The sequence below is a fragment of the Bacillus sp. 196mf genome (genome assembly GCF_003217275.1).
In the GTDB taxonomy this organism is placed as follows: Bacteria; Bacillota; Bacilli; order Bacillales; family Bacillaceae_G; genus Bacillus_A; species Bacillus_A thuringiensis_S.
This window is the reverse complement of record NZ_QJTG01000018.1, coordinates 1-22,120: the sequence shown is the minus strand read 5'-3', so window position 1 is coordinate 22,120 and position 22,120 is coordinate 1. Positions and strand designations below refer to the sequence as shown.

The window sequence follows — 22,120 nt, the reverse complement described above, 5'->3', positions numbered from 1 at the left end:
CCTTTATATTCTCTCTATTTCTTTAATGTGAACCCGAATTTATCCCATGCTTGTAAATAATCTAATAAGAAAATTTCTTCTTCTATAATTCGACCAACTACATTTGTTTTTCCTGTATTCACCATATCTTTTAATGCAATTTGTAATTCGCCTTTATACTGGCCATATTGTTCATTATCAATTAATAAATCTCCACGCTTAATTTCACGCGTATTATGAGGTTTAAACTCTTCTTTTTTATATTTCACACGACTTTGTGTAGAACGAATCATATATTCAGATACATCTCCGCGATAAAAATGTGGTTCGTCTAATACGATAATTCTTTCTAATTCTGTCGTTGTATCATATAGTTCTATATCAAATGTTTGTTTCTCTTTATTTAATGCACCTAGTGCTTGTAATTCTTCTTCTGACGCATATGCGTTTGCAATAATAACATCATCAATTAATTCCGTCGCAAATAAATGCTTCGCCTGTGTTGTCATCGGTAATTCACGATGCTGCTCTAATGTACATAACCCTTCTGTTACTGGCCAAGGTCCGTATGTTGCATCAAATGATGAAATAAAAGCAGCCGTTCTCATACCGTAATCTTTAAATTGTTTCGAGCATTTAATGAAATGATCGTATGATAATCCTGAATAACGATGCGGATAAAAATTATGACAACCAATTAAATTTTCACGATTTGGTCTATGACTCATAATGTTATCTACATACTTCGTACCATTACTCATATTAATCTCAATTTTCAAACCATACGGATTATAAGTCATAATTGATTCTTCTAATCCTGAGAAACCAACATCTAAACGAATACCGTACGCACCTAATTCATGGAAGAATGATAAATCATTATACGAAATACCTAATTGTTCAAAAACAGATGGACTAATATCAACTAATACTTGGAACCCTAATGCATTCGCATGAGAGATCGTTTCTTTAAATTCTTCTATAATTTTCTCTTTTTCTCCATCCACAGATAATAAACATGTGAACACACGTGTAAATCCATATTTACTTGCTAATGTTAAATACTCCTTATCTTTCTCTACTGTTGAATGTTCTGGATAAATAGAAATACCTAATCGTCTCATATGTACACGCCTCTTTCTTCATCATATTGTAAACCTTTTCAAATATATGTAGTGAAAAAGTATATATCCCCTTCTTGTTCACTACCCTTTTGAATCCGCTTTCTTTAAAGAAAAAACAATTTCTATCATTCTTAACACCTACAAGTCTATACATCTATACTTTACATCTTTTTTTCATAGTTGTGTAGCTTTTACACAAATTTGTCAGTTTTTCATCTTAAAAATTGTTATCCGTTTTCAAGACACCTTCCTTGACTGTTTCATTGGCCAATACATATACTCGAAAGAAAAGAGAAAATTTTATATAGGGGATGAATATATGGGAGAAGCAATACTCGTAAAACGAGAACCGTTATGGACAAAAGAGTTTGTTGCTTTAATTTTTGCAAACTTATGTATGTTTTTAGGGTTTCAAATGTTAATTCCAACCTTACCTGTTTATGTGAAAGAAATTGGTGGCACAAGTTCCAATATCGGATTGGTTGTCGGCATGTTTACCGTTGCGGCACTTTTTGTTAGACCGCTAACTGGGAATGCCTTGCAAAAATTCAATAAAAAAATCATTTTAATGATCGGTACTGCTATTTGTTTACTTGCTATGGGCAGTTACCTTTTCGCCTCAACTATCTTTCTCTTGCTTGCTGTTCGTATTTTACACGGAGCTGGTTTCGGTATTACAACGACTACATATGGAACTGTCGTTTCTGATTTAATTCCCTCAGCTCGCCGCGGAGAAGGCATGGGATATTTTGGTCTTTCTGGAACAATCGCAATGGCCCTCGGTCCACTTATCGGACTATGGCTTATGCAAACATATAACTTCACAATTCTTTTTTTATGTGCATTATCGTGCACAATTGTTTCATTAATATTAACGAAACTACTTCAAATCCAAAAAACGAAACAGCCTCCACAACAATCATCTAGTACTTTTCTCGATGGATTTATTGAGCGTAAAGCTTTACTTCCTTCATTATTAATATTATGTATTACATTAATGTACGGAGGAATCGGAAGTTTTATCACACTATTTGCTACAGAAGTGGGCATAGCTGATATTAGCCTCTTCTTTTTATGTAACGCACTAGCAATCGCTGTAACTCGTCCATTCTCTGGAAAGCTATATGATGCAAAAGGCCATACATTCGTCATTATTCCGGGAGTTATTATAACGTTTACAGGTATTATTTTATTGTCGTATACGACGACAATTCCGAGCTTAATTATTGCTGCAGCATGTTACGGAAGTGGTTTTGGAGCGATCCAACCTGCACTACAAGCATGGATGATTGACCGCGTAGCACCGCATCGACGCGGCGTAGCAACGGCTACATTCTTCTCCGCATTTGACCTTGGAATCGGCGCTGGAGCGATTATATTTGGATTTATTGCTCATTTTACAAACTATGCAACTGTATATCGTTACTCCTCTCTATTACTTATTGCTTTTCTCTTCATTTACATTACAAGCATAAGAAAACAAAAGCATAGCGATAAAAACACGGAAAAAGCTGCTGGATAAATCAGTGGCTTTTTTATCGTGTTAAAAAATTATTTCCCCTCGTTTTGCTGTTATAAAACTACATGCATTTTCCTACATATTTTTTTAAATTTCATCAAAAAATATACGATGAACTCGCAGACGCTTTCCTTGATATTCAACTGAACAACATTATTCTAAAAAGTGTGATTTCTTTACAAAATTAAGATTTATATAAGGTGAAAACCAATAAAATACAGCTGTTTCTTTAATGGATTGTAAACTTTTCTTCCCTTTGTAAATTTAGTGTAAATTTTACTAGCAAACCGTTTACAGTGACTCAAGGTTCAGTTAATAATTACATCGTACATGAAATTTAAGGAGTGGAATGCGTGGAATATAATGTTCAAGATATGATCTTCCAGTTCATTGGTGGATTAGGTATTTTCTTATTCGGGATTAAATACATGGGCGATGGACTGCAACAAGCAGCTGGAGATCGTCTTCGCGATATTCTAGATCGTTTTACAACAAACCCACTTATGGGTGTACTAGCAGGTATGTTAGTTACTGTATTAATCCAATCCAGTTCAGGAACAACCGCTTTAACAGTCGGACTTGTAAGTGCCGGATTTATGACATTAAGACAAGCAATCGGTGTTATTATGGGTGCAAACATCGGTACGACAGTTACTGCATTTATTATCGGAATTAAAATCGGAGAATATGCTCTCCCAGTTATGGCAGTTGGAGCAATTTTACTATTCTTCTTTAAAAATAAAAAAGTACATTCTGTAGGTCAAGTTGTATTCGGTTTTGGTATGCTATTCTTCGGTTTAGAATTAATGAGCGCAGGTATGAAACCTCTTCGTTCTTTAGAGTCATTCCAAGATTTAATGATTAGCATGAGTGATAATCCAATTTTAGGAATTGTTGTCGGTACAGTCTTCACTTTAATTGTACAAAGTTCAAGCGCAACAATCGGTATTTTACAAGAACTATTCGGTCAAGGTGCAATCGATTTACAAGCATCTCTTCCTGTATTATTCGGTGATAACATCGGTACGACAATTACAGCAGTATTAGCAGCAATCGGTACTTCAATTGCAGCAAGACGTGCAGCATTAGTTCACGTTATCTTTAATATTATCGGTACAATTATCTTTACAATTTTATTAGTACCATTTACAAGTTTAATTCAATATTTCCAAACATCATTAAACTTGAATCCAGAAATGACTATTGCATTTGCACACGGAACATTTAACGTAACAAATACAATCATTCAGTTCCCATTCATTGCAGTATTAGCATGGATTGTAACAAAAATTATCCGCGGCGAAGATTCTGCTATTAATTTCAAACCGCAACATTTAAATCCAATCTTTATTGAACAATCTCCAGCCATCGCTTTAACTGAAGCTCAAAAAGAGATTGTGCGTATGGCTGAATTTTCATTACACGGATTAAAAGAAGCAAATCAATTTTTAAATACGCAAGACAAAAAACATGAAAACATGGCCACCCAACTAGAAGGAGCTATTAACAATTTAGATAAAAAAATTACCGAGTATTTAGTTTTACTATCAGAAAAGCCACTTTCACCTACGGATTCTGAAAAACATTCTGTTTTAGCAGGTGTTGTTGGAGATATTGAACGTGTCGGTGATCATGTAGAAAACCTTGTAGAACTTGTAGATTTCCAAATTTCAAATCGTGTTTCACTATCAAACGAAGCATTAGCTGAGTTAAACGAAATGCTTGAATTAACAATTTCAACACTGCAAGACTCAGTTGAAGCTTTAACAAACTTCGATACTGAACTAGCTCAAACTGTTATTGCAAAAGAACGCAAAATCGACCAAATGGAACGTGTTCTTCGTAAACGTCACGTATTACGTCTAAACGAACGCAGCTGTTCAGGTGATGCAAGTATCATCTTCGTCGATATGGTAAGTAACTTAGAGCGCATTGGCGATCACGCTGTAAATATCGCTGACGGTGTTTTAGGCGAACAAGGAAAAATCAATTTAAAACAATCATTATAATGAAAAAAGAGACGCTAACTTAAGCGTCTCTTTTTTCATTATATTTTAACAACTGTTCTTCCTTTTAACTTTCCTTGCAATATAAGTGTAAACTTCTTCTCTAATTCTTCTAATGTACATTCTTCTGTATAAGATAGTAATTCTTTATTTCCCCATTCTTTCGCTAAAAGCGTCCACACATCTCTTCTCACATCCACTGGACATTGCACGGAATCTACCCCTAAAAGGCTTATGCCTCGTAAAATAAATGGATATACTGTTGTTTGTAGTTCCTGGCCTGCCACATTACCGCATGTCGTTACACAACCACCATACTTTACTGTTTTTAAAGCTGTTTCTAACATATGCCCACCTACAGTATCGATAACTCCGGCGTATATCCCTTTTAACATCGGTCTTCCTGATTCATCATTCAATTCCGCGCGATGAATCACTTTTTTCGCGCCTAGACGTAATAGCATCTGTTCCTCTTCCATTTTCCCTGTCGCTCCTACTACGTTAAACCCTAACTTACTTAATATACTAACAGCTACACTCCCTACGCCGCCTGTAGCACCCGTTACTAAAACATCTCCCATACTAGGCTTGATTCCTGCTCCAATAAGCTTATATACCGACAAAGCCGCAGTAAAACCTGCTGTCCCATACATCATACTTTCCTTTAATGACAATCCTTCTGGTAAAGGCACGACCCAAGATGATGGCACGCGAATATATTCTCCGAAACCACCAGAAGTATTCATCCCTAAGTCATATCCCGTTACAATAACTTGATCTCCTACCTTAAAAGAGTTATCTTCACTACTCACAACTTCTCCTGCAGCATCAATTCCCGGCGTATGAGGATATGTTCTCGTAACCCCTTTATTACCAGTAGCTGAAAGGGCATCTTTATAATTTAATGAAGAATAATGAACTTGTATGAATACGTCTCCCTCAGGTAAACTACTTACTTCTCTCTCAACAACTTTTCTTACAAACTGATGATTTTCCGTTTCGTTCACAACGATTGCTCGGAATGATGTATGATTCATTATGCTCTCTCCTTTATCCGTCAAATTCTTCTTTATTATATAGAAGAAATAGGTAAGCTTACTCATTTCTTCTTGGATATATTTCAACAAATCTTACTTCCCTATCATTTTCTCATAATATATATTTTCATTTCTACTAAAAGCCCTTATACTTATTCTACATCTGACAAATAATATATAGAAAATCTGACTTTTTATAAATAAATTGAATTTTTACGAAATGTAAATGATTTGTAATGTTTTTTTTCGCTAAATTTCATTATAATAAGTGGATATGAGTGTCGTATTTCAATCCAAATGAAGGAGTACAAGAAATGGAGCAAAACCCATCTTTGCAAGAAAATACACGCAGTAAACCGAAAAAAAATAAGAAAAAAATAAAAATTATTATAAGCGCTATACTATTCGTTTTATTAATAGGCGGCGGTTATACTTGGTTTTTAGTAAATAAAGCATCTTCTGCTGTTCGAAATGCCGCACACGATTTAGCACGCGGTGATAAATCTGATTTACGAGATAAAGCTGTAAAACCTATTACAAATAACGTCTCTGTTTTAATAATGGGTGTTGATGAAAGCGATGTCCGAGGAAAAGAATATGGTGAAGCTATAAGAACAGATGCGCTTTTACTTGCAACATTTAATAAAGATAGCAAAACTGTTAAACTATTGAGTATCCCACGTGACACATATACTTATATTCCAATAGAAAAGAAAAAAGATAAAATTACACACGCTCATGCATTCGGTTCTGCTAAAAACGGAAAAAATGGCGGACCACAAGCAAGCATTGATGCAGTTGAAAAATTAATGAATGTTCCTGTCGATTATTTTGTGAAATTTAACTTTAAATCATTTATAAAAATCGTCGATGACTTGGGCGGTGTTGAAGTTGATGTACCAGTTGAATTTACTGAGCAAGATAGCAATGATAATGCTGAGGCAATTCACCTAGAAAAAGGTGTTCAAAAGTTAAATGGCGAAGAAGCTCTTGCTCTTGCTAGAACAAGACACATCGATAGTGATGCAATGCGTGGACAACGTCAACAACTCGTTATCGAGGCTATTTTAAAGAAACTAACAAGTGTTGGTTCTGTAACAAAAGTTGGCAACATCATTGATGATATTAACGGACAATTCGTTACAAACTTAACATTTGATGATATGCTTTCATTCTATAAATATGGATCGGATTCGGAAATTGAGAAATTACAAATCCAAGGTGATGATTGCTATATGGCAAAAGGTGACGATACATGTAGCAAATCTGCTGGTGGTGGTCGAACTTACTACTACAATCCAGATAAAAAAGAATTAGCTAATGTTACAAATGAACTTCGTACTCATCTTGGGCTACCTGCATATACAAAGTCTGACTCAGACTCTGATTCGAAAAAGACAAAAGAATCTAAGTCTGAAAATTCAAGTGAACGCGAATCAAGTAACAATGAAGTGAAAAATAAGAACAAAAATAGCAGTGAAGATACAGAACCATCGTCTAACGACAATGAATAGTAAAGAAGCAGTACTCTATGGAGGTAGAGTACTGCTTCTTTTTATTTCTTCAGAATCAAAAATCAGAACTTTCTAACTATCTTTTTTAATATTTTTAAATTATAATAAATAGTAGCAATCTATTCCAATTATCAGGGGGCTCATACATATGAAAGCTGCAGTAAAACATAACATCTCAGATTTTAAAGACTACTTAAAATCCAACGATATATACATGGAAGAAAATATAGATGAAAATGATGGCTCTGTTCATTTTTCAGTAGGATTAGAGACAGAAGCTGGCGCAAAAATTCAACTTATCGCTGCTTTCCAAAACGAACATCCTACGGTAGATATATACTGCTTCAATGTTGCTCACGTGCCTGATGCAACATCAACAAATGATATTTTACATGTTATTAATGAATTAAACACATCTTATCGCTTTGCAAAATTCACATTAAACAAGCAAAATGCAATTGATATTTCAGCATCTCTTGCATTCTCAGAACCAAACTTTAATCCAGCACTTGTCTTTGAACATACGAGAATGCTATATAAATTAGCAAATGACGAATATAAAAACTTAATGAAAGTTATTTGGGCATAAAGTAAAACTATAATCCGTTAGGTTTACGGGCAATAAATAAAAGGATGGGCTGTAAGCAGCACCATCCTTTTATTTTGATATCATATCGATCCACATTTTAACAGCAGTGCCTACAATTAAAGTGGACAATACATATTGCAGTACTTTTTGATTTAGCCTCTTCCCGACTCGTGCTCCAAGTGGCGCAGCAAATATACTGGCAACCGCAATAATTAGAGCTGGAATGATAACTACTTGCCCAGTAATCACTTTTCCTGTAGTAATCCCTATTGAGGAAATAAACGTAATAGCGATAGATGTTGCGATCGTCATGCGCAGTGGTAATTTTAAAATAACTAGCATAATGGGAACTAAAAGGAACGAACCTCCAGCTCCTATAATGCCTGAAGCTCCCCCTACAACGAACGCTAACAAGCTTGCTAACCATTTATTATACTTCACATCTCCACTATTATTTTGTTTCGGTACAAACATCATAATAGCTGCAATTGTAGCTAATGCTGCATAAACAACATTAACTGTATGTTCCTCTAATATGTTAGCACCGAAACTCCCTATGAAGCTTCCTATTAATATACTAGCTCCCATATACATAACTAACGTTTTATTCATGTCATTACTTTTCCGGTATGCCCACGCGCCTGCAAAAGTTGCAAAGAATACTTGTACCGCTGTAATACCGCTCACTTCATGTGACGTATAGCCAGTAAATCCTAGCAATACTGGAATGTATAAGATCATTGGATAATTAATAATCGCGCCACCAATCCCAACCATTCCTGATATAAACGATCCTATAAACCCAATTATAAAAAGTAATACGACTAAGCTCATCTTACATCCCCCGCCTTCTAAAAAGAAGGTGATTTAAATGAATAAGTTTACATTCCCATCCGAAGCATCTGCTAAATATGCCCCTACGCCTGCAAACTCTACCCCTTCCATAATCTCTTCCTCTTTTAACCCTAATAAATCTACTGTCATTTGACAAGCTACAAGTTTAATTCCTTGTTCTTTCGCCAAATCAATTAAATCTGGCAAAGGCATTGCGTTATGTTTTTTCATAATGCCTTTAATCATCTTTGGCCCCATGCCAGCAAAATTCATTTTGGATAATCCCATCTTATCGGCACCGCGTGGCATCATTTTTCCAAATACTTTTTCTATAAATGTTTTCTTTACATTCACATGTTCATCTTTCCTTAAAGCATTTAACCCCCAGAAAGTATGAAAAATAGTTACCTCTTGGTCATACGCCGCTGCACCATTTGCAATAATATAAGCAGCCATTGCTTTATCGTAATCTCCGCTAAATAACACGATTGTCGTTTTCTTCTGTTGTTCCATATTGTTCTCCCTCCAATTACCTATAGGGGTATTTATCTGTTTATAAAAGGCCCAAATCACTTACTTCACTATATGACTTTACCTTCCCACGCTAACATACCACCTATCATATTGATTGCTTGAAAACCGTAGCTCTCTAGAAACTGAACTGCTCTTCCACTTCTTCCGCCAGAGCGACAAACGATAATATACTCTTTCTTTTTATCCAACTCATGCATTCGAAACTCTAATAGCCTTAGCGGAATATTACATGCTTCTGGAATTCTTCCTTCTGCTACTTCTTCTACTTCACGGACATCTACGATATTTACTGCTTCTTTACGTAACAATTTTTCTTCTAATTCTTTTGCTGTCATTTCTTTCATTTTAAAGTCCCTCCTCACAAAGCATTCATACCACCTGAAACGTTTATTACTTGCTGAAACCCTAGTTTTTTCAACATCTTTGCAGCTTGCTTACTTCTCATTCCACTTTGGCAAATAACGATTACTTCCTTATTTTTATCTAACTGACTTGCTCTACTAGCTAACTCATTTAACGGGATATTCTGAAATCCTTTCATATGATTTCCTCTATATTCACCTACTGTACGAACATCGATAAGTTGTTTCCCCTTTTTTTCCACTATATTCTTTAATTCTTTTCCACTGATATTTTGCACACCTTTCACTGGTAAAAATCGTGAAATAACAAACCATGTAGCAAGTACAATGAAAAGCGTACTTACTATTGTGTTCATATAACCACCCTCTCTGCATTTATAACAATATTTTTTCCTACGCCTTCTTAATCCAAAATTTCAGCACATCAGCTTCTTCTACATGCTTTACGATGTCATGACCACCTTTATTTGCCCACGCTGGAATATCCTTAACTGATCCTTTATCCGTTACATGTACTTCTAACACTTCTCCAGTTTGCAAAGTATCCATCGCTTTCTTCGTTCTTACAATCGGCATTGGACATGCTAAACCTTTCGCATCTAATACTTGTTTTATATTCATCATCAATTCCTCCAATTTGTTATTTTTATAATGACTCATGCACTGCACAACGATTTGGGCCAATCTCCATTTCACGCTCTTCTTCCATACTCGGATGAATTTTCCCCATATTCGTTTGACGAATTTCTTCGTATGCATTTGGTTGTGGCGGTAAGTTCTCTGTCACAGTTTTACGAAACTCTACTTCATCAGCAATATTTAACCCTACATTCTCTTTAAATAGATCTTGTAAGCTCGCACTCACAATGCCTCTTTCATCCATTTCACTTATTTTTGAATAATGAGCTGGTAAAACAATTAAATCTTGAGACAGTTCCTTATAAAGTGTATATAACGTATTTCTTAAATCACTCACCCAATCTTCAGCCTTACCAGCAAGATCAGGACGCCCAATTGAATCTACAAATAAAATATCGCCTGATAATAAATAAGAATCATCTACAATGAATGACGTACTTCCAATCGTATGCCCTGGTGAGTATAATGCGTCAATTACAATTTTAGTACCCCCCACCGTAATAACAGATCCTTCAACAAGCGGTTCGTATGAGAAAACGACTTCCTCTGCATCTTTTGGCGGTAACCAATACGTACCACCTACCTTTTCAGCTAACTTACGTCCTCCGGAAATATGGTCTGCATGTAAATGTGTATCCATTACATTCGTAATCGTAACGCCATGCTCTTTCGCAAACTCCTCATATGCTTCAACCGTTCTTACTGCATCAATAACTGCTGCTTCACCATTAGAAACAACCATATAAGATAAACAGCCTTTTCCAAGACGATTAAATTGATATATACTTCCTCCGCCCTGTACATCCCCTACTTTTAACGGCTTCACATATTCACTCCAAGCTTTCATGCCACCAGCTAAATAATAAATATTTTGTAATCCAACCTCTGTTAATTGCTCTGCCACAAATATAGAAGACCCTTCTTTTGCACATACTACTAAAACATCTTTATCTTTAGGTAATTCACTTACAATATGATCTACACCATCTAACAAATCAAAATAAGGTTTATTAATAGAAGAAACTTGCTTCCCTTCAATTTTCCAATCTTCATAATCCGTCTCATTACGAACATCTAAAATGAATAACTCTCCGAATAAAACTTTCTCTGCCACATCTTTTGCTTGTAACATCTTAATGTCCATTTAATTACCCCCATAGGTATATTTTTGTTTAAAAAATTTTATTTCTCCACATTTCCTTGCCACCCTAACATACCAGGAATGACATTTTTCACATTTGAAAAACCTTTCTCTTTCAACATTTGGCAAGCTACATCACTGCGGTTACCAGTTCGACAAATAACATAAATTTGCTTCGTCTCATCTAACACTGCGCTGTCTAATTCACCTAATGGCACCGAAATGGCAGATGGAATATGGCCAAAAGCAAATTCCGCTGCTTCGCGAACATCTAATACAATGCTCTCTTCCCCATGAGACAATATAGACTGTAATTCTCCATTCGTAATTGTATGTGGATATTTCACAACTTCATTCACTTCATGCTCGTTTGCTTTCCTAACATAATGCACCAATACATCACCCTCGTGTTTCGTCCCGATATATTGATGTCCTACTTTACCCGCCCAACTTTTTATATCTACCGTAGATCCTTTATCTGTTGCCTTAACTTCAATCACCTGCCCTGGTGCTAACCCTTCTATCGCCTTCTTCGTTTTCACAATAGGCATCGGACAAGCCAAACCTTTACAATCTAAACTCATATCCACTTTTATACTCATAATCGATTCCTCCACAATTCATATACATATACCTGCAGGGGTATATTAAAACGTTTTTGAAAATCTGTCAACACTTATGTTTGACAGATTATCGGCTTTTTACAAGTAATTGAACAGCTTCTTTAATTAACTCTTCATTTGAACCATTACCACTTTCAAACTGTTCACGCAAACATTGCTCTAAATTCGTTCCAACAACGAGTCCAATTGTACGATCAAGGGCAGAACGAGATGCCGTTAACTGTGTAATAACCTCTCGGCAATCTTTTCCTTCTTCCATCATACGAAGCACACCACGAACTTGACCTTCAATACGTTTCAATCTATTTTTCATATCTTGATTATATTCCACTATAGACCACCTCCGTAATCGTAACTATATTATACATTACTTTGTAACTTTGTATAATATCATATACCCTCAAGGGTATATTGTAAAGTACTTTCATTCCCATAGTATCAATCTTTCCTCTTCATAATTCATAACATTGTTCTTTTTAGCTCTTTCTCCTTAGAATTCCACCTGCTTGTCTAACTATAAATTTTCTATTATATTACTATTAATCTCTTGCCATATATTACATACGAATATAAAATAGACAAAGAATTAGTAACATTTAAAAAAGGAGAACGTTAACATGAACAATTCAATCAATGATAATGAAAATTCTAGAAGTCAAGGAAGAGAAAGTTCTTCTCTTTCAAAAAAGCTCTTTAAAATCATTCCAGTACTTTTGACACTTATTGGTACATACATTGCATACATGACCTATCAAGACAGTAAAACCAGCTCTGATACACTCGACAAAACATCTCAAGATGTTCAAGTATTCTTTGAAAAATATGCGGATCAAGTACTAATTTCATTCAATACTCGACAAATAGGACCTGTTGCCAAATTCATTGATCCAAGTAGTGAATATCTCAATACAATGAATGAAGTTATAAAAAACCAAGAAAAGTTTAATAATACATTTACAACAGTCAAAATCCATCCAGTATCCAAACTAGAAAAAATCAATCCTACTACATATAAAATTGCAACAAATGAAACATATATATTCAAGAATAATAAACAAGAAACAAGAAAAGACAATTCCACGAATCGAATATACACTTTAAAAATAGAAAATAATAAAATTACCATTATGAGCTTTTCCCCAGGTGAATCTCAACCAGATTAAATAAAAACTCCCTATTCAAAAAGCCTTTTTATATATCACAATGCTATATAAAAAGGCTTTTCAATCCCACTATATAAGAACCTCTACTTAACAGATAATCTCATCACTTTCTCCACAATGAAATCCGCATTTTTCTCCTCCGGTGGCATCAATAAATTAGTCGTTGCCCATACACAATAGAATTCAACTCTACTTCATACCCGCCATATGTATACTCTTCCTTTGTCGGTAAATAACCAGTATATCTGTTCGTATATCCACCAAGAAAAGCTAGCTCATTCCGAAGACTCCCTTTCACTTCTAATGCAGTTTCTGAAAAAGGTTCCATCGATATGCCAGAGAAAATACCATTATTAACTTGAAACAGTTGAATCGTCCCCTTTTTAAATTTTTCTTAATAATGGCGTTTTTTTCCTATTTGGAATAAAATAGCAAACACATACTTCCAATGCATTATCTTCCCATCATCCAACAACACAACACCCTTATTCTCAACCACCAATCCCATATGAACTATTCTTCCTTTTATTATGTTTGATTTTGAGTGAATAAAGTAGCAACAAAAACATCAAAAAGAAAAATTCCGAACTAGACATGTTAATATTATTGTATCTGGGTATTAAAGGAGGATTTTTAATGAAATTCGTTAAATTCTTTAAAAAATTTTTAAAAGATTCACATCAAACATTACACCCAAACACTGTTTTAGATATTAATACGAAACAAGAAACTATGAGCACCGTGCAAACAGAAGCTTCAAAAACAGATATACCTTTCGGGAACGCTACTCACGAAGAAGAAAAATATCAGTCTAATTCTAACTTTTTTAAAGAGTGGTTGTGCCCCTATTGTAGCCATAAATTTGACAAAGAATTAACTAGAAAAAGAAAGTGCCCCAAATGCCGAAATACATTTTGGATTCGCACACATTTTAAAACCAAACAAAAGCTGGTACTTACAGAAGTGCAACTTGAGTCATTAAAAAAAGAAAAAGAGAAGTATTATGAAGAGAAGTGGATTGAAGACTTCTTTATCAAACATGGAACCACATTAGAAAAAGAAGAAAAAAATTCTTCCTCATCTTATCCATACGACATCGCTTGGGGATTACTCAATCGTATCTCTATGGAGAATGCATCAACTATGAGTTGGGGATTATTTCGTAATTGTAGGATGGATATGGCTGAACTGCTAAAAAAGGAAGGCAAAACAGAAAAATCCTTACTCTTTTATTTAGAAGTTTGTTATTACGATATTAATGGGGCAACTAATACTACCACTAATCCCAAGTTACTAAAGGAATATCCACCTTTTCGTCCAAAAGACTTTGGGTTCTTAGCCCCTGGTATTATGGATTATGTAGAATCTTTAACTAATGAATTGAATCTCAATATAGAAGAAATTCAAGCAATGTTTATTGCACACAACAATCACTCATATAAAAATAACAAGCTCATTCCTCTCTCCCCTGAAAAGGCTTGGAATACTTTCGAAAAAGAATTAACTAAAAGAAAGAAATAACTTATTCTTGTTATATACTTGTCTACGGTTTTATTCATCTGAAAAAATAGTAAAAATTGTATCTAAAAAAAGCCGCTAATACTCCTAGCGGCTTTACACATATTTTCGATGCACCATCTGAAAACACAATACCCTTACTCTCTACAATGGACTCCATATGTATCGTCCTTCCCCATAGTTGATGAATGTGTGGCAATACTTTTTTTACAACTAATATTCTTATAGCCATAACAGTATTTCAAAATTAAACATCATATCGGTAAATTCCATTACTATAAAATAAGGATGTTAATACTTCCTATTGGGAGCTCAATGAATCTAAAACTTACAACAGACATCTACATAAGGAGAGCTATTTATCCCTTCAATAATTTTTCAATACCAAAAAACCTTAATTTTCTTTAAATTTAATTTACAATTATATATTAATTCTGATTTTCATATTTGTTATGATAAAGCTAAGTACTAAAAGCTACATAAAGAGGGGAAGTTTATGCAAAAATACGGAATAAAATCACACACTGAACTTAAAAATTTTACAGTAATGCAAATTGTAGATGGAATAAACGAAAAAGAATCAAAAAACAAGGCTATCATTAAAGTACGCTTACCTAAATTACAAAGAAATTTAGTATGGAGTGAGACACAAAAAAGGAAGTTTATCGATACTTTAAAACAAGGATTCCCATTTGGATCCCTACTATTTTATAAAAAGGAAGATGAAGATACCGCATTATTAGTCGATGGGTTACAGCGTACATCTACTATGTTGGATTGTGTTAAACATCCCTTAAAATACTTTGATCAAAATGAAATTGACAGTATTTACATAGATGCCTTTATAAAAACCTATCCAATCCTAAATAAGGACCTCTTAAAAAGAGAGATAGAAAGTTGGATGAAAACACGTGAAGGGTTCAATAATCAAAATAACTATACAGGTTATTATTTAGCAGAAGAAATAGAAGAAAAGTTTCAAGTTACAGCCTCTTCAAAAAAAGATGGAAGAGAATTAATTTCTAAATTAGACCTAATGTTAGATGAGATTAAAAGCACTTCAGATATCTCCAATATAAATATACCAGTTGTTATATATCACGGTGAAGAATCTAATTTACCAGAAATTTTCGAGCGAATTAATAGTAGAGGGACAAAACTAAATAAATATCAAATTTTCGCTGCAACATGGGAAAGAACCTTTACCGTAGACAACCGTGAAATTCTTGAAATGATCGCATTAAGATACAAAGCATGGGAAAAGGAAGGTTTCGTCATTGATAATTATGATGAAACAACCTTTAAACAAGAATCAGCAGATATTACACTCTTTGAATATCTTTTTGGTTTAGGAAAGTTTTTACAACAACAGTACCCTATACTATTCGGCGATTATAATGAAGACAAAGCTGACGAAGTCGATTCTAAAGTATTCAATCTTGTTACTGCCTGTTGTTTATTAGATATACAAAAAATGAATAATTTAGAGGATGTATTATCCTCACAAAACTTAAATCACTTTGAAAAAGCGTTATTAAGCTCTGTTAAATTTGCAAATGATTTATTATACCCTATCCTTTCTTTTAGACCTTACAAAAAGAAAAAGCAAAAAGAGAAAATTTTTCATAGTGATTTTCACCTTGTAACACTTATTAGTACCATCTTCCACTTAAAATATAATAATTCATTACAAGAACGCCCATTATGGAGTGAATATAAAAAAAGACTTAGTAAAAGCATTCCTGCACACTATCTTTATGATATTCTATTGAACTTTTGGCGCGGTACTGGAGATAAGCATCTTCGTACTTTTGTTTTAGAGCCAGTACGCAATAACGAGCTAGAATCACTACATTACATTAATTTACCGAAGAAGAAACAATGGGAGAATGTCTTACAATTATGGTTCGATGAACAACTTTCAAAAAAAGAAAAAAAACGTGTTTCCATAGATGATCGAACAATACTATTCATTAAATATTTATACCATAACGTTGTTTCTTTCAGTGCCGCACATCAGGATCACCATATCGATCATATCTTTCCAATTAATCGTTTAAAAGATGCTGCTGAACATATCGGCGGATTACCAATGAGTTGTGTTTCAAATTTAACACTGCTTCCAAAAGAAGTTAACTTAGAAAAAACCAAAAAAACTTTCCCTGAATATTATGCTACGCTTAGTATATCTGGTAAAGACACTCCAATAATTAATGAGATTTGTATGAGTGTTGATAAATGTTTATTTGATAATTCAAAAGAATATAATATTCCTGTCTCTGCTAACAAAGATAACATTAAAAAAGAATGGTTTGAACAAATTTTAAGTAAAAGGTTCAGTAAAATAACTGAGCAGTTATATAAAAATAATATTTTGTACCAATAATAAAAATAAAGTGCAGCTTATGAATACTATAAGAAGTATTCATAAGCTGCACTTTTACAAACTGGTCATATACATGTTACCATTAATTACTTATATTCTTTTCCTTGGCGCTGAAATAAGTACATATCTTCTCGCATAACGAGATCTTTATTTAAGTAGTTTCTTAGGAACGATACGTCCCATTCAATTTCGCGTACTTCAAACATTTTATCACGGCCAGATCCTGGTTTTACGCCTCGTCGCTTCATTTCTTCAGTCGGATTGTTGTACCGTTCTTCAATATCTTCAAACATTTTAATACCGAGGTAGTATGGATTAATACTTGTTTTTGATGGCTGTACAACACCTGCATTTAATTTCGCAAATTCAATTGCTTCATCAGATGTTAAGTCCATTTCACGAAGTATACGTTGATGCCAATAGGACGCCCAGCCTTCGTTCTGCTAAGGTGCTTAAATGAACCGATATTTTTTAACAATTTTAATTCAACGAACATCTATTTCATGAAAACAGTCAATTTTATTTATCAATTATTTTTCTCAGAGATTTTCCTAAGTGTTCTAGCAAAAAAGTTGCTTTCCCTTGTGTACATATCATCATCATTACCTAAATATGCTGCAATACACAAAATAATCAATATCATACTCATCGCAACTTGCCAAACATGTAAAATATTCCATACTATAAACCCATAGTTAACATATGAGATGTTAAAAAAACAGATCGATATAGCGTATAAAAAGAATTCATAAATTGCCCCTTCGATGATATAGTCCCTTACTTTACTTGAAGCGGATTCCTTCAACATGTTTATATTAATAACATTTGAATCGACTTCAACGGTTTCAACTAATTTATTATTAGTATGCTTATCTTCAAAGCCTACTTGATTTCCAAACACAGCAACGGTTAACATATATGCACATACAAACATTAGCATTAATTCAAAAAGGCTATGTATTGCCAAAGATATTCTCAAAGGTTTTCTAATATAAGAATTTTTCCATGCATGAAGATAAACTTTTTCACTTCCACCTGTAAAAATCCTAGCTCCCACTTGAACAACATCATCGTAAAAAGCTTTAGCAATCTCTACAGTTCTAGAAAGCAGTCTAAGTAATAACAAAAAAGATAGACCTAAAATTATTTCTTTTTGGAATATACAATTGTTATGAGTAACAAAATAAATAATAATTGCTGTTAAAATCACAGATATTAACAAATTATACCAATTAGAAAATTTAACATGAAATTTCGTCATAAATTTTATAGAATCATTACATTGAATGCATAAACCATATTTATCAATATAGTGTTTATCACACTGACATTTTAATCTATCGGTAACATCGTTTGCATTTGATGTTTTTTTAATTTCTTCTGATATAAGCAAATCATCTGCATTTGCATTCTGTTTTCTTATGAAGTGATTTTTTATGATCCGACCATTAATTTTATTTCCATTTCGTATATTTTGGATAGTGAATTTACGAATTCTATTCTTAAACATCTTTGCTGCCTCTAAATCAGGAAAAATTATTCTTTTAATACATTTGATACATAATTTAATACATAATTTCATTCCCCAAAATAAACATTTCGCTACACATTTAATCGCCTGTATAATAGAATTTTCCGTCTGAGCATTACCTTTCTTATTCGCCTTTAATTCTTTTTCATAAATCCCTTTGATAGTTCTATATATACAGTAACGCATACCGTAAGACAAAATAAAATACATAATAATAGCACATATAATTGAAAAACTGTACTTCCAATTATAAAAATATTCGAATGAATATGTTTCTAATTTTATCTTAACGTTAAAATTAAATAGTATATATATCCCCAATATTATAATTATCCATCGCTTGAAGTGATGCACTGTTTGTTCGTATCTTTTTAGATTGATATAACATTTCTCATCTAATTCTTTTATCACAATATTATCATAAATCTTTATATAATCCTCTTTTATCCCCACAGCTTTCATCCATCCTTTATCAAAATTAGCTAAGCACTCATAACAAATATATACTTTTTGTTATTAATGCCTAATATTTGAATATTTTTCATTTAGGTTTAAATACAACACAAATTTTATTTTGTATTTAAACTTAAAACATTGTATATCTCCATAATTACAACAGGTGATAAATCGAGTGATTCCATTTAGTCTTTTTTAGCTATGCTACATATTGATTAGGAGTTAAATCTGCATCTACAATATATTCTGAAATAACAATTGCAGATGTTTTAGCTAACCCAAACCATAAACTTTGCTCTGGAATGCCTTTTACTGCTCCTTCATTTCTATTCAAACCAATCATCTAGCAATAAACATTTGATTGCACATTACATTATTCAAAAAGTATCCAGCTGACCTTCTTTTTTCTCTGCAAAATTCCAATAATTATACCCCCCTGATGCATATTCTTCTTTTAAGATTCTCGTCTCCCCCTCCAAAACTGCTATTATATTTACAAACAAATCCCAATGCATAATTTTACAACAAAAAATTACTAATAATCAAAAATAATTCGTATGCTAACTTTCAAATTTACACATGCTTTCTATACACCGTCTTCCCATTATAAAAACACAACACTCTTATTCTCTATAACTAATGAATATACGATAGTGTCATGTTAAATCCACTTCACTTCCTTCATAGCTATGCTTAATGTTTAATTCACCGCCCTTTAAATAATTACCACTTTCTACTCTTCACCTCATTATTGAAGCAAGTACATACCGTTCCTCATCTATAGAAAAGTTTTAAGATTACAAAGAAGGAACAAAAGTATAGATTTTTACATATTACACAAAATATAATTCTGTGATTTATAAAAGAATCATAAGCCTGTTAATCACATCATATCTTGGTATAACTGAATTAAAAAGATGTTACATATACTCGCAAATCATCACTAGAGCCTTTTTAATTATATAAAGAATTCTTATCAAACTTATAAATCTCATAAGAAGCAAACACATTAAGATTAAGGAGGATTTTTTATGATTAACTGGGATCAATTAACGGATATACAAAAAAACGAATTGATTGCAGAAAAAGTTTTAAATTGGACAAAAAAAGAAGATGACTGGTATAGACTAAATGAAAAAAAACAAGAGGAAGGTCCATTAACACTTCCTCACTTCACAACCGACCCTAGAACTATTTGGTTAATATTAGAGAATTTTGATTCATATCAAATTACTAAAATGTTCCCTCTAAAATACAGAACTATAATTCAATCAAATCAAAACGCAGCATATTCTTTACAATTAAATGAATCAGTATGTAAAGCTGCATTAATAGCAAACGGCTTGATAAACAATTAAAAAGTAATGTGTTTAACCCTATCTACTTCTAATAAAGGACTTTCTAACATGTAGGCTTGAATTTGCTCTGTTCTATGCTGATTTTTCTTCACGAAAAGTTTTACAAATTCCATATCATGAGTGGAGATAATAACCTGCTTTTCAAGACTATTTAGTACATCACATATAGAAAATCTATTTACATCATCCATATTTTGAATAGGATCATCAATACCTATAAAGTCTAATTTACTTACCTTTTGAGATTCATTAATAGCCAAGAAAATGGAAATTGCTAATACATTTAGTTGTCCTGAACTTAACGTATGTTTAGCATTAAAAAGAACTTCCTGATTCTTTTCATCTTGAATAGGTATACAAATATTTAAGCCTTTTCCATCTAATTTAAATTGAACCCCTTTACTATTAGACATAGGATTTAAATATCGATAATATTTTTGAATTAATGAATCTCGGGCATTCAAAAATGATGTTGTTTCATTACCAATAACAGATTCCATACTATTCATAAAATAATTTATCGACTTTTCTATCTCTCTATGTTTTAAAATATTTTGAGCTATATCGCTTCTTTCTTGATAGTATCTTCGAATATCGACACCTATTTTTTTATTTAAATCTAACACTTGTTGAAGTTCTAGTAACTCAGAAATCTTATCCAAATCTTTTTCAATTTCCAAATTTAAAGACTCTAAATTATCTATCTCTAATTGTAATGTTCCGTACTTTTTCTTACCTTCAATAAAAGGGTATTCTTGGTATATTCTTTTATATTCTTTTTCCAAGCTTTCCTTTTCGTCACCTCTACTGATTAAATGATTATGTATCCTTTTTTCCGCTCTTTCTAATCGCTTCTTCCTTATCTCTAAATCTTCAGCAACGTGTTTAGTACCAAGGATTTTTTTTAGAATATTCACTTTATTACTCAACTTTTCAATCTCTAATTTATTTGACAGGTTTTTATTAAGGATTGAAATTCGATTTATACACTCTCCTTTCAAATCCTCTAATTCTTGATCAGTCAACTTTTCTATATATGCTGCACGAAACATACTATTGCTTTTAATCTTCTCTAGTTGTACCTTATAGCTAGTCTGTTTTTGTTTTATATTACTAATTTCATTTTGAATATCCTCCCTCAAAGACATTACTAGGTCTTTCTTTTGAATTACCCTTCTTTTCATTGCAAGAAACTTCTCAGCATACAAAGTATCCTCTTTTAAAATTTCTTTATGTTGACTAATATTAGTATTAATCAGATTTGGCAACCTATCTCCATGTTCTGTAGAGCACACTGGGCATTTTCCATTATTATCCTCCACATATTTAAGAATTTCTCTTAAATGTCCTACTAACTTAACCGTTATTCCATTATCTTGTTTACTAATCCGCTGATCAATTGCGGTTAAAAGGGCATTCAATCTTTCAATCCTTCTCGACAAGACATGCAATTTATTATCAAGTTTATTAATATTCAGGGGGGCGCTTTCTATAAATTCGTTCATTTTATATAAATGCTAGTTTAAATGTACACATTAACACTTGAATAAGCATGTACATTTTCAATAGGATTCTACATACTGACTTTGAGGTGGTTAGTGTGTATATCAAACTAGATATTCCAACGGAATTTACAATTAAAAGTCTTACAGACTTATCTAATTTTAAAAATTTAATGGAGAACTTAAAGATGAAAATAAATAAAAGTCAACTAGCACGAGAATTGAAGGTTGATCGACGTACCATTGATAAATACATGAATGGTTTTATACCAAAGGGGACCAAAAATAGAACATCAAAAATCGAT

21 protein-coding genes and 3 pseudogenes are annotated in these 22,120 nt (G+C 33.0%); 9 read left to right on the top strand and 15 right to left on the bottom strand.

The annotated features are described in order from the left end of the window. Window positions 1–14 precede the first annotated feature (14 nt). Complete coding sequence (locus ATL10_RS21395; RefSeq protein WP_001253350.1) at window positions 15–1,103, bottom strand: DUF871 domain-containing protein; 1,089 nt, start codon at window positions 1,101–1,103, stop codon at window positions 15–17. Between the two features lie 319 nt (window positions 1,104–1,422). Here ATL10_RS21395 and ATL10_RS21385 point away from each other — a divergent pair, with 319 nt between their 5' ends. Together ATL10_RS21385 and ATL10_RS21380 are read left to right on the top strand one after the other, a co-directional pair. Beyond that, complete coding sequence (locus tag ATL10_RS21385) at window positions 1,423–2,625, top strand: MFS transporter (RefSeq protein WP_000503255.1); 1,203 nt, start codon at window positions 1,423–1,425, stop codon at window positions 2,623–2,625. A gap of 350 nt (window positions 2,626–2,975) precedes the next feature. After that, window positions 2,976–4,631, top strand: a complete 1,656-nt coding sequence (locus ATL10_RS21380) for a Na/Pi cotransporter family protein (protein ID WP_090978464.1) — start codon at window positions 2,976–2,978, stop codon at window positions 4,629–4,631. Between the two features lie 38 nt (window positions 4,632–4,669). On the opposite strand, the gene ATL10_RS21375 is transcribed toward ATL10_RS21380, so the two are convergent. Next, window positions 4,670–5,665: a YhdH/YhfP family quinone oxidoreductase gene (locus ATL10_RS21375; protein ID WP_086402827.1), complete on the bottom strand. Its 996-nt coding sequence runs from the start codon at window positions 5,663–5,665 to the stop codon at window positions 4,670–4,672. Between the two features lie 314 nt (window positions 5,666–5,979). Here ATL10_RS21375 and ATL10_RS21370 point away from each other — a divergent pair, with 314 nt between their 5' ends. Both ATL10_RS21370 and ATL10_RS21365 read left to right on the top strand, forming a co-directional pair. Further along, the gene (locus ATL10_RS21370) at window positions 5,980–7,179 is read left to right on the top strand and encodes an LCP family protein (protein WP_086402826.1); all 1,200 of its coding nucleotides are present in this window, start codon (window positions 5,980–5,982) and stop codon (window positions 7,177–7,179) included. A 148-nt stretch (window positions 7,180–7,327) separates the two neighbouring features. Continuing rightward, window positions 7,328–7,768 (top strand): hypothetical protein, encoded by a 441-nt coding sequence (locus ATL10_RS21365; RefSeq protein ID WP_000642361.1) that lies wholly within the window; start codon window positions 7,328–7,330, stop codon window positions 7,766–7,768. Between the two features lie 69 nt (window positions 7,769–7,837). Here ATL10_RS21365 and ATL10_RS21360 read toward each other — a convergent pair whose 3' ends face one another. From ATL10_RS21360 to ATL10_RS21325, 8 genes are all read right to left on the bottom strand, one after another. After that, window positions 7,838–8,602 carry a sulfite exporter TauE/SafE family protein gene (locus tag ATL10_RS21360; protein ID WP_000060742.1) on the bottom strand — a complete coding sequence of 255 codons (765 nt, stop codon included), beginning with the start codon at window positions 8,600–8,602 and terminating at the stop codon, window positions 7,838–7,840. A 33-nt stretch (window positions 8,603–8,635) separates the two neighbouring features. Beyond that, the gene (locus tag ATL10_RS21355; protein WP_000437741.1) at window positions 8,636–9,115 is read right to left on the bottom strand and encodes a DsrE/DsrF/DrsH-like family protein; all 480 of its coding nucleotides are present in this window, start codon (window positions 9,113–9,115) and stop codon (window positions 8,636–8,638) included. 68 nt (window positions 9,116–9,183) lie between these two features. Beyond that, window positions 9,184–9,480: a rhodanese-like domain-containing protein gene (locus ATL10_RS21350; protein WP_044783308.1), complete on the bottom strand. Its 297-nt coding sequence runs from the start codon at window positions 9,478–9,480 to the stop codon at window positions 9,184–9,186. A gap of 14 nt (window positions 9,481–9,494) precedes the next feature. Beyond that, window positions 9,495–9,854: a rhodanese-like domain-containing protein gene (locus tag ATL10_RS21345; RefSeq protein WP_016513698.1), complete on the bottom strand. Its 360-nt coding sequence runs from the start codon at window positions 9,852–9,854 to the stop codon at window positions 9,495–9,497. 37 nt (window positions 9,855–9,891) lie between these two features. Further along, on the bottom strand, window positions 9,892–10,122 hold the full coding sequence (locus ATL10_RS21340) for a sulfurtransferase TusA family protein (RefSeq protein ID WP_016513699.1): 231 nt from the start codon (window positions 10,120–10,122) through the stop codon (window positions 9,892–9,894). Between the two features lie 22 nt (window positions 10,123–10,144). Further along, entirely contained in the window at window positions 10,145–11,281 is a 1,137-nt protein-coding gene (locus ATL10_RS21335) for an MBL fold metallo-hydrolase (RefSeq protein WP_098842244.1), read from the bottom strand. A 38-nt stretch (window positions 11,282–11,319) separates the two neighbouring features. Then, on the bottom strand, window positions 11,320–11,880 hold the full coding sequence (locus ATL10_RS21330) for a sulfurtransferase TusA family protein (protein WP_089170447.1): 561 nt from the start codon (window positions 11,878–11,880) through the stop codon (window positions 11,320–11,322). 88 nt (window positions 11,881–11,968) lie between these two features. Continuing rightward, complete coding sequence (locus ATL10_RS21325) at window positions 11,969–12,232, bottom strand: metal-sensitive transcriptional regulator (protein WP_000456206.1); 264 nt, start codon at window positions 12,230–12,232, stop codon at window positions 11,969–11,971. Window positions 12,233–12,518: 286 nt separating this feature from the next. Between ATL10_RS21325 and ATL10_RS21320 the strand changes: the two genes are divergently transcribed. Then, window positions 12,519–13,064 carry a TcaA NTF2-like domain-containing protein gene (locus tag ATL10_RS21320; protein WP_110497494.1) on the top strand — a complete coding sequence of 182 codons (546 nt, stop codon included), beginning with the start codon at window positions 12,519–12,521 and terminating at the stop codon, window positions 13,062–13,064. A gap of 83 nt (window positions 13,065–13,147) precedes the next feature. On the opposite strand, the pseudogene ATL10_RS21315 reads toward ATL10_RS21320, so the two are convergent. Further along, window positions 13,148–13,458: pseudogene (locus ATL10_RS21315) on the bottom strand (neutral/alkaline non-lysosomal ceramidase N-terminal domain-containing protein); the annotation flags it as partial. A 242-nt stretch (window positions 13,459–13,700) separates the two neighbouring features. On the opposite strand from ATL10_RS21315, the gene ATL10_RS21310 reads away from it, so the two are divergent. Continuing rightward, the gene (locus tag ATL10_RS21310) at window positions 13,701–14,585 is read left to right on the top strand and encodes a hypothetical protein (RefSeq protein ID WP_110497491.1); all 885 of its coding nucleotides are present in this window, start codon (window positions 13,701–13,703) and stop codon (window positions 14,583–14,585) included. Between the two features lie 493 nt (window positions 14,586–15,078). Beyond that, window positions 15,079–16,968 carry a DUF262 domain-containing protein gene (locus ATL10_RS21305; RefSeq protein WP_110497489.1) on the top strand — a complete coding sequence of 630 codons (1,890 nt, stop codon included), beginning with the start codon at window positions 15,079–15,081 and terminating at the stop codon, window positions 16,966–16,968. An 89-nt stretch (window positions 16,969–17,057) separates the two neighbouring features. Here the strand turns inward: ATL10_RS21305 and ATL10_RS21300 are convergent. The 3 genes and pseudogenes from ATL10_RS21300 to ATL10_RS31630 all read right to left on the bottom strand — a co-directional run. Continuing rightward, a pseudogene (locus tag ATL10_RS21300) lies at window positions 17,058–17,408 on the bottom strand (SpoVR family protein); the annotation flags it as partial. Window positions 17,409–17,494: 86 nt separating this feature from the next. After that, window positions 17,495–18,952 (bottom strand): hypothetical protein, encoded by a 1,458-nt coding sequence (locus ATL10_RS31365; RefSeq protein ID WP_181419341.1) that lies wholly within the window; start codon window positions 18,950–18,952, stop codon window positions 17,495–17,497. 202 nt (window positions 18,953–19,154) lie between these two features. After that, a complete protein-coding gene (locus tag ATL10_RS31630) occupies window positions 19,155–19,298 on the bottom strand; it encodes a hypothetical protein (RefSeq protein ID WP_220037385.1) in 144 nt (47 codons plus the stop codon). 688 nt (window positions 19,299–19,986) lie between these two features. Here ATL10_RS31630 and ATL10_RS21290 point away from each other — a divergent pair. Continuing rightward, window positions 19,987–20,313: a BC1872 family protein gene (locus ATL10_RS21290; RefSeq protein ID WP_110497485.1), complete on the top strand. Its 327-nt coding sequence runs from the start codon at window positions 19,987–19,989 to the stop codon at window positions 20,311–20,313. On the opposite strand, the gene ATL10_RS21285 is transcribed toward ATL10_RS21290, so the two are convergent. Continuing rightward, window positions 20,310–21,818, bottom strand: a complete 1,509-nt coding sequence (locus ATL10_RS21285; RefSeq protein WP_142669984.1) for a coiled-coil domain-containing protein — start codon at window positions 21,816–21,818, stop codon at window positions 20,310–20,312. The genes ATL10_RS21290 and ATL10_RS21285 overlap by 4 nt on opposite strands. A 95-nt stretch (window positions 21,819–21,913) precedes the next feature. Between ATL10_RS21285 and ATL10_RS21280 the strand changes: the two are divergent. After that, window positions 21,914–22,120, top strand: a pseudogene (locus tag ATL10_RS21280) (IS21 family transposase); the annotation flags it as partial.

Coding starts and splice junctions, on each gene's coding strand:
- ATL10_RS21290 (WP_110497485.1), top strand. CDS start 19,987: ATGATTAACTGGGATCAATTAACGGATATACAAAAAAACGAATTGATT.
- ATL10_RS21365 (WP_000642361.1), top strand. CDS start 7,328: ATGAAAGCTGCAGTAAAACATAACATCTCAGATTTTAAAGACTACTTA.
- ATL10_RS21310 (WP_110497491.1), top strand. CDS start 13,701: ATGAAATTCGTTAAATTCTTTAAAAAATTTTTAAAAGATTCACATCAA.
- ATL10_RS21330 (WP_089170447.1), bottom strand. CDS start 11,880: ATGAGTATAAAAGTGGATATGAGTTTAGATTGTAAAGGTTTGGCTTGT.
- ATL10_RS21345 (WP_016513698.1), bottom strand. CDS start 9,854: ATGAACACAATAGTAAGTACGCTTTTCATTGTACTTGCTACATGGTTT.
- ATL10_RS21305 (WP_110497489.1), top strand. CDS start 15,079: ATGCAAAAATACGGAATAAAATCACACACTGAACTTAAAAATTTTACA.
- ATL10_RS21355 (WP_000437741.1), bottom strand. CDS start 9,115: ATGGAACAACAGAAGAAAACGACAATCGTGTTATTTAGCGGAGATTAC.
- ATL10_RS21385 (WP_000503255.1), top strand. CDS start 1,423: ATGGGAGAAGCAATACTCGTAAAACGAGAACCGTTATGGACAAAAGAG.
- ATL10_RS21285 (WP_142669984.1), bottom strand. CDS start 21,818: ATGAACGAATTTATAGAAAGCGCCCCCCTGAATATTAATAAACTTGAT.
- ATL10_RS31630 (WP_220037385.1), bottom strand. CDS start 19,298: ATGATTGGTTTGAATAGAAATGAAGGAGCAGTAAAAGGCATTCCAGAG.
- ATL10_RS21370 (WP_086402826.1), top strand. CDS start 5,980: ATGGAGCAAAACCCATCTTTGCAAGAAAATACACGCAGTAAACCGAAA.
- ATL10_RS21360 (WP_000060742.1), bottom strand. CDS start 8,602: ATGAGCTTAGTCGTATTACTTTTTATAATTGGGTTTATAGGATCGTTT.
- ATL10_RS21350 (WP_044783308.1), bottom strand. CDS start 9,480: ATGAAAGAAATGACAGCAAAAGAATTAGAAGAAAAATTGTTACGTAAA.
- ATL10_RS21340 (WP_016513699.1), bottom strand. CDS start 10,122: ATGATGAATATAAAACAAGTATTAGATGCGAAAGGTTTAGCATGTCCA.
- ATL10_RS21375 (WP_086402827.1), bottom strand. CDS start 5,665: ATGAATCATACATCATTCCGAGCAATCGTTGTGAACGAAACGGAAAAT.
- ATL10_RS21335 (WP_098842244.1), bottom strand. CDS start 11,281: ATGGACATTAAGATGTTACAAGCAAAAGATGTGGCAGAGAAAGTTTTA.
- ATL10_RS21320 (WP_110497494.1), top strand. CDS start 12,519: ATGAACAATTCAATCAATGATAATGAAAATTCTAGAAGTCAAGGAAGA.
- ATL10_RS21395 (WP_001253350.1), bottom strand. CDS start 1,103: ATGAGACGATTAGGTATTTCTATTTATCCAGAACATTCAACAGTAGAG.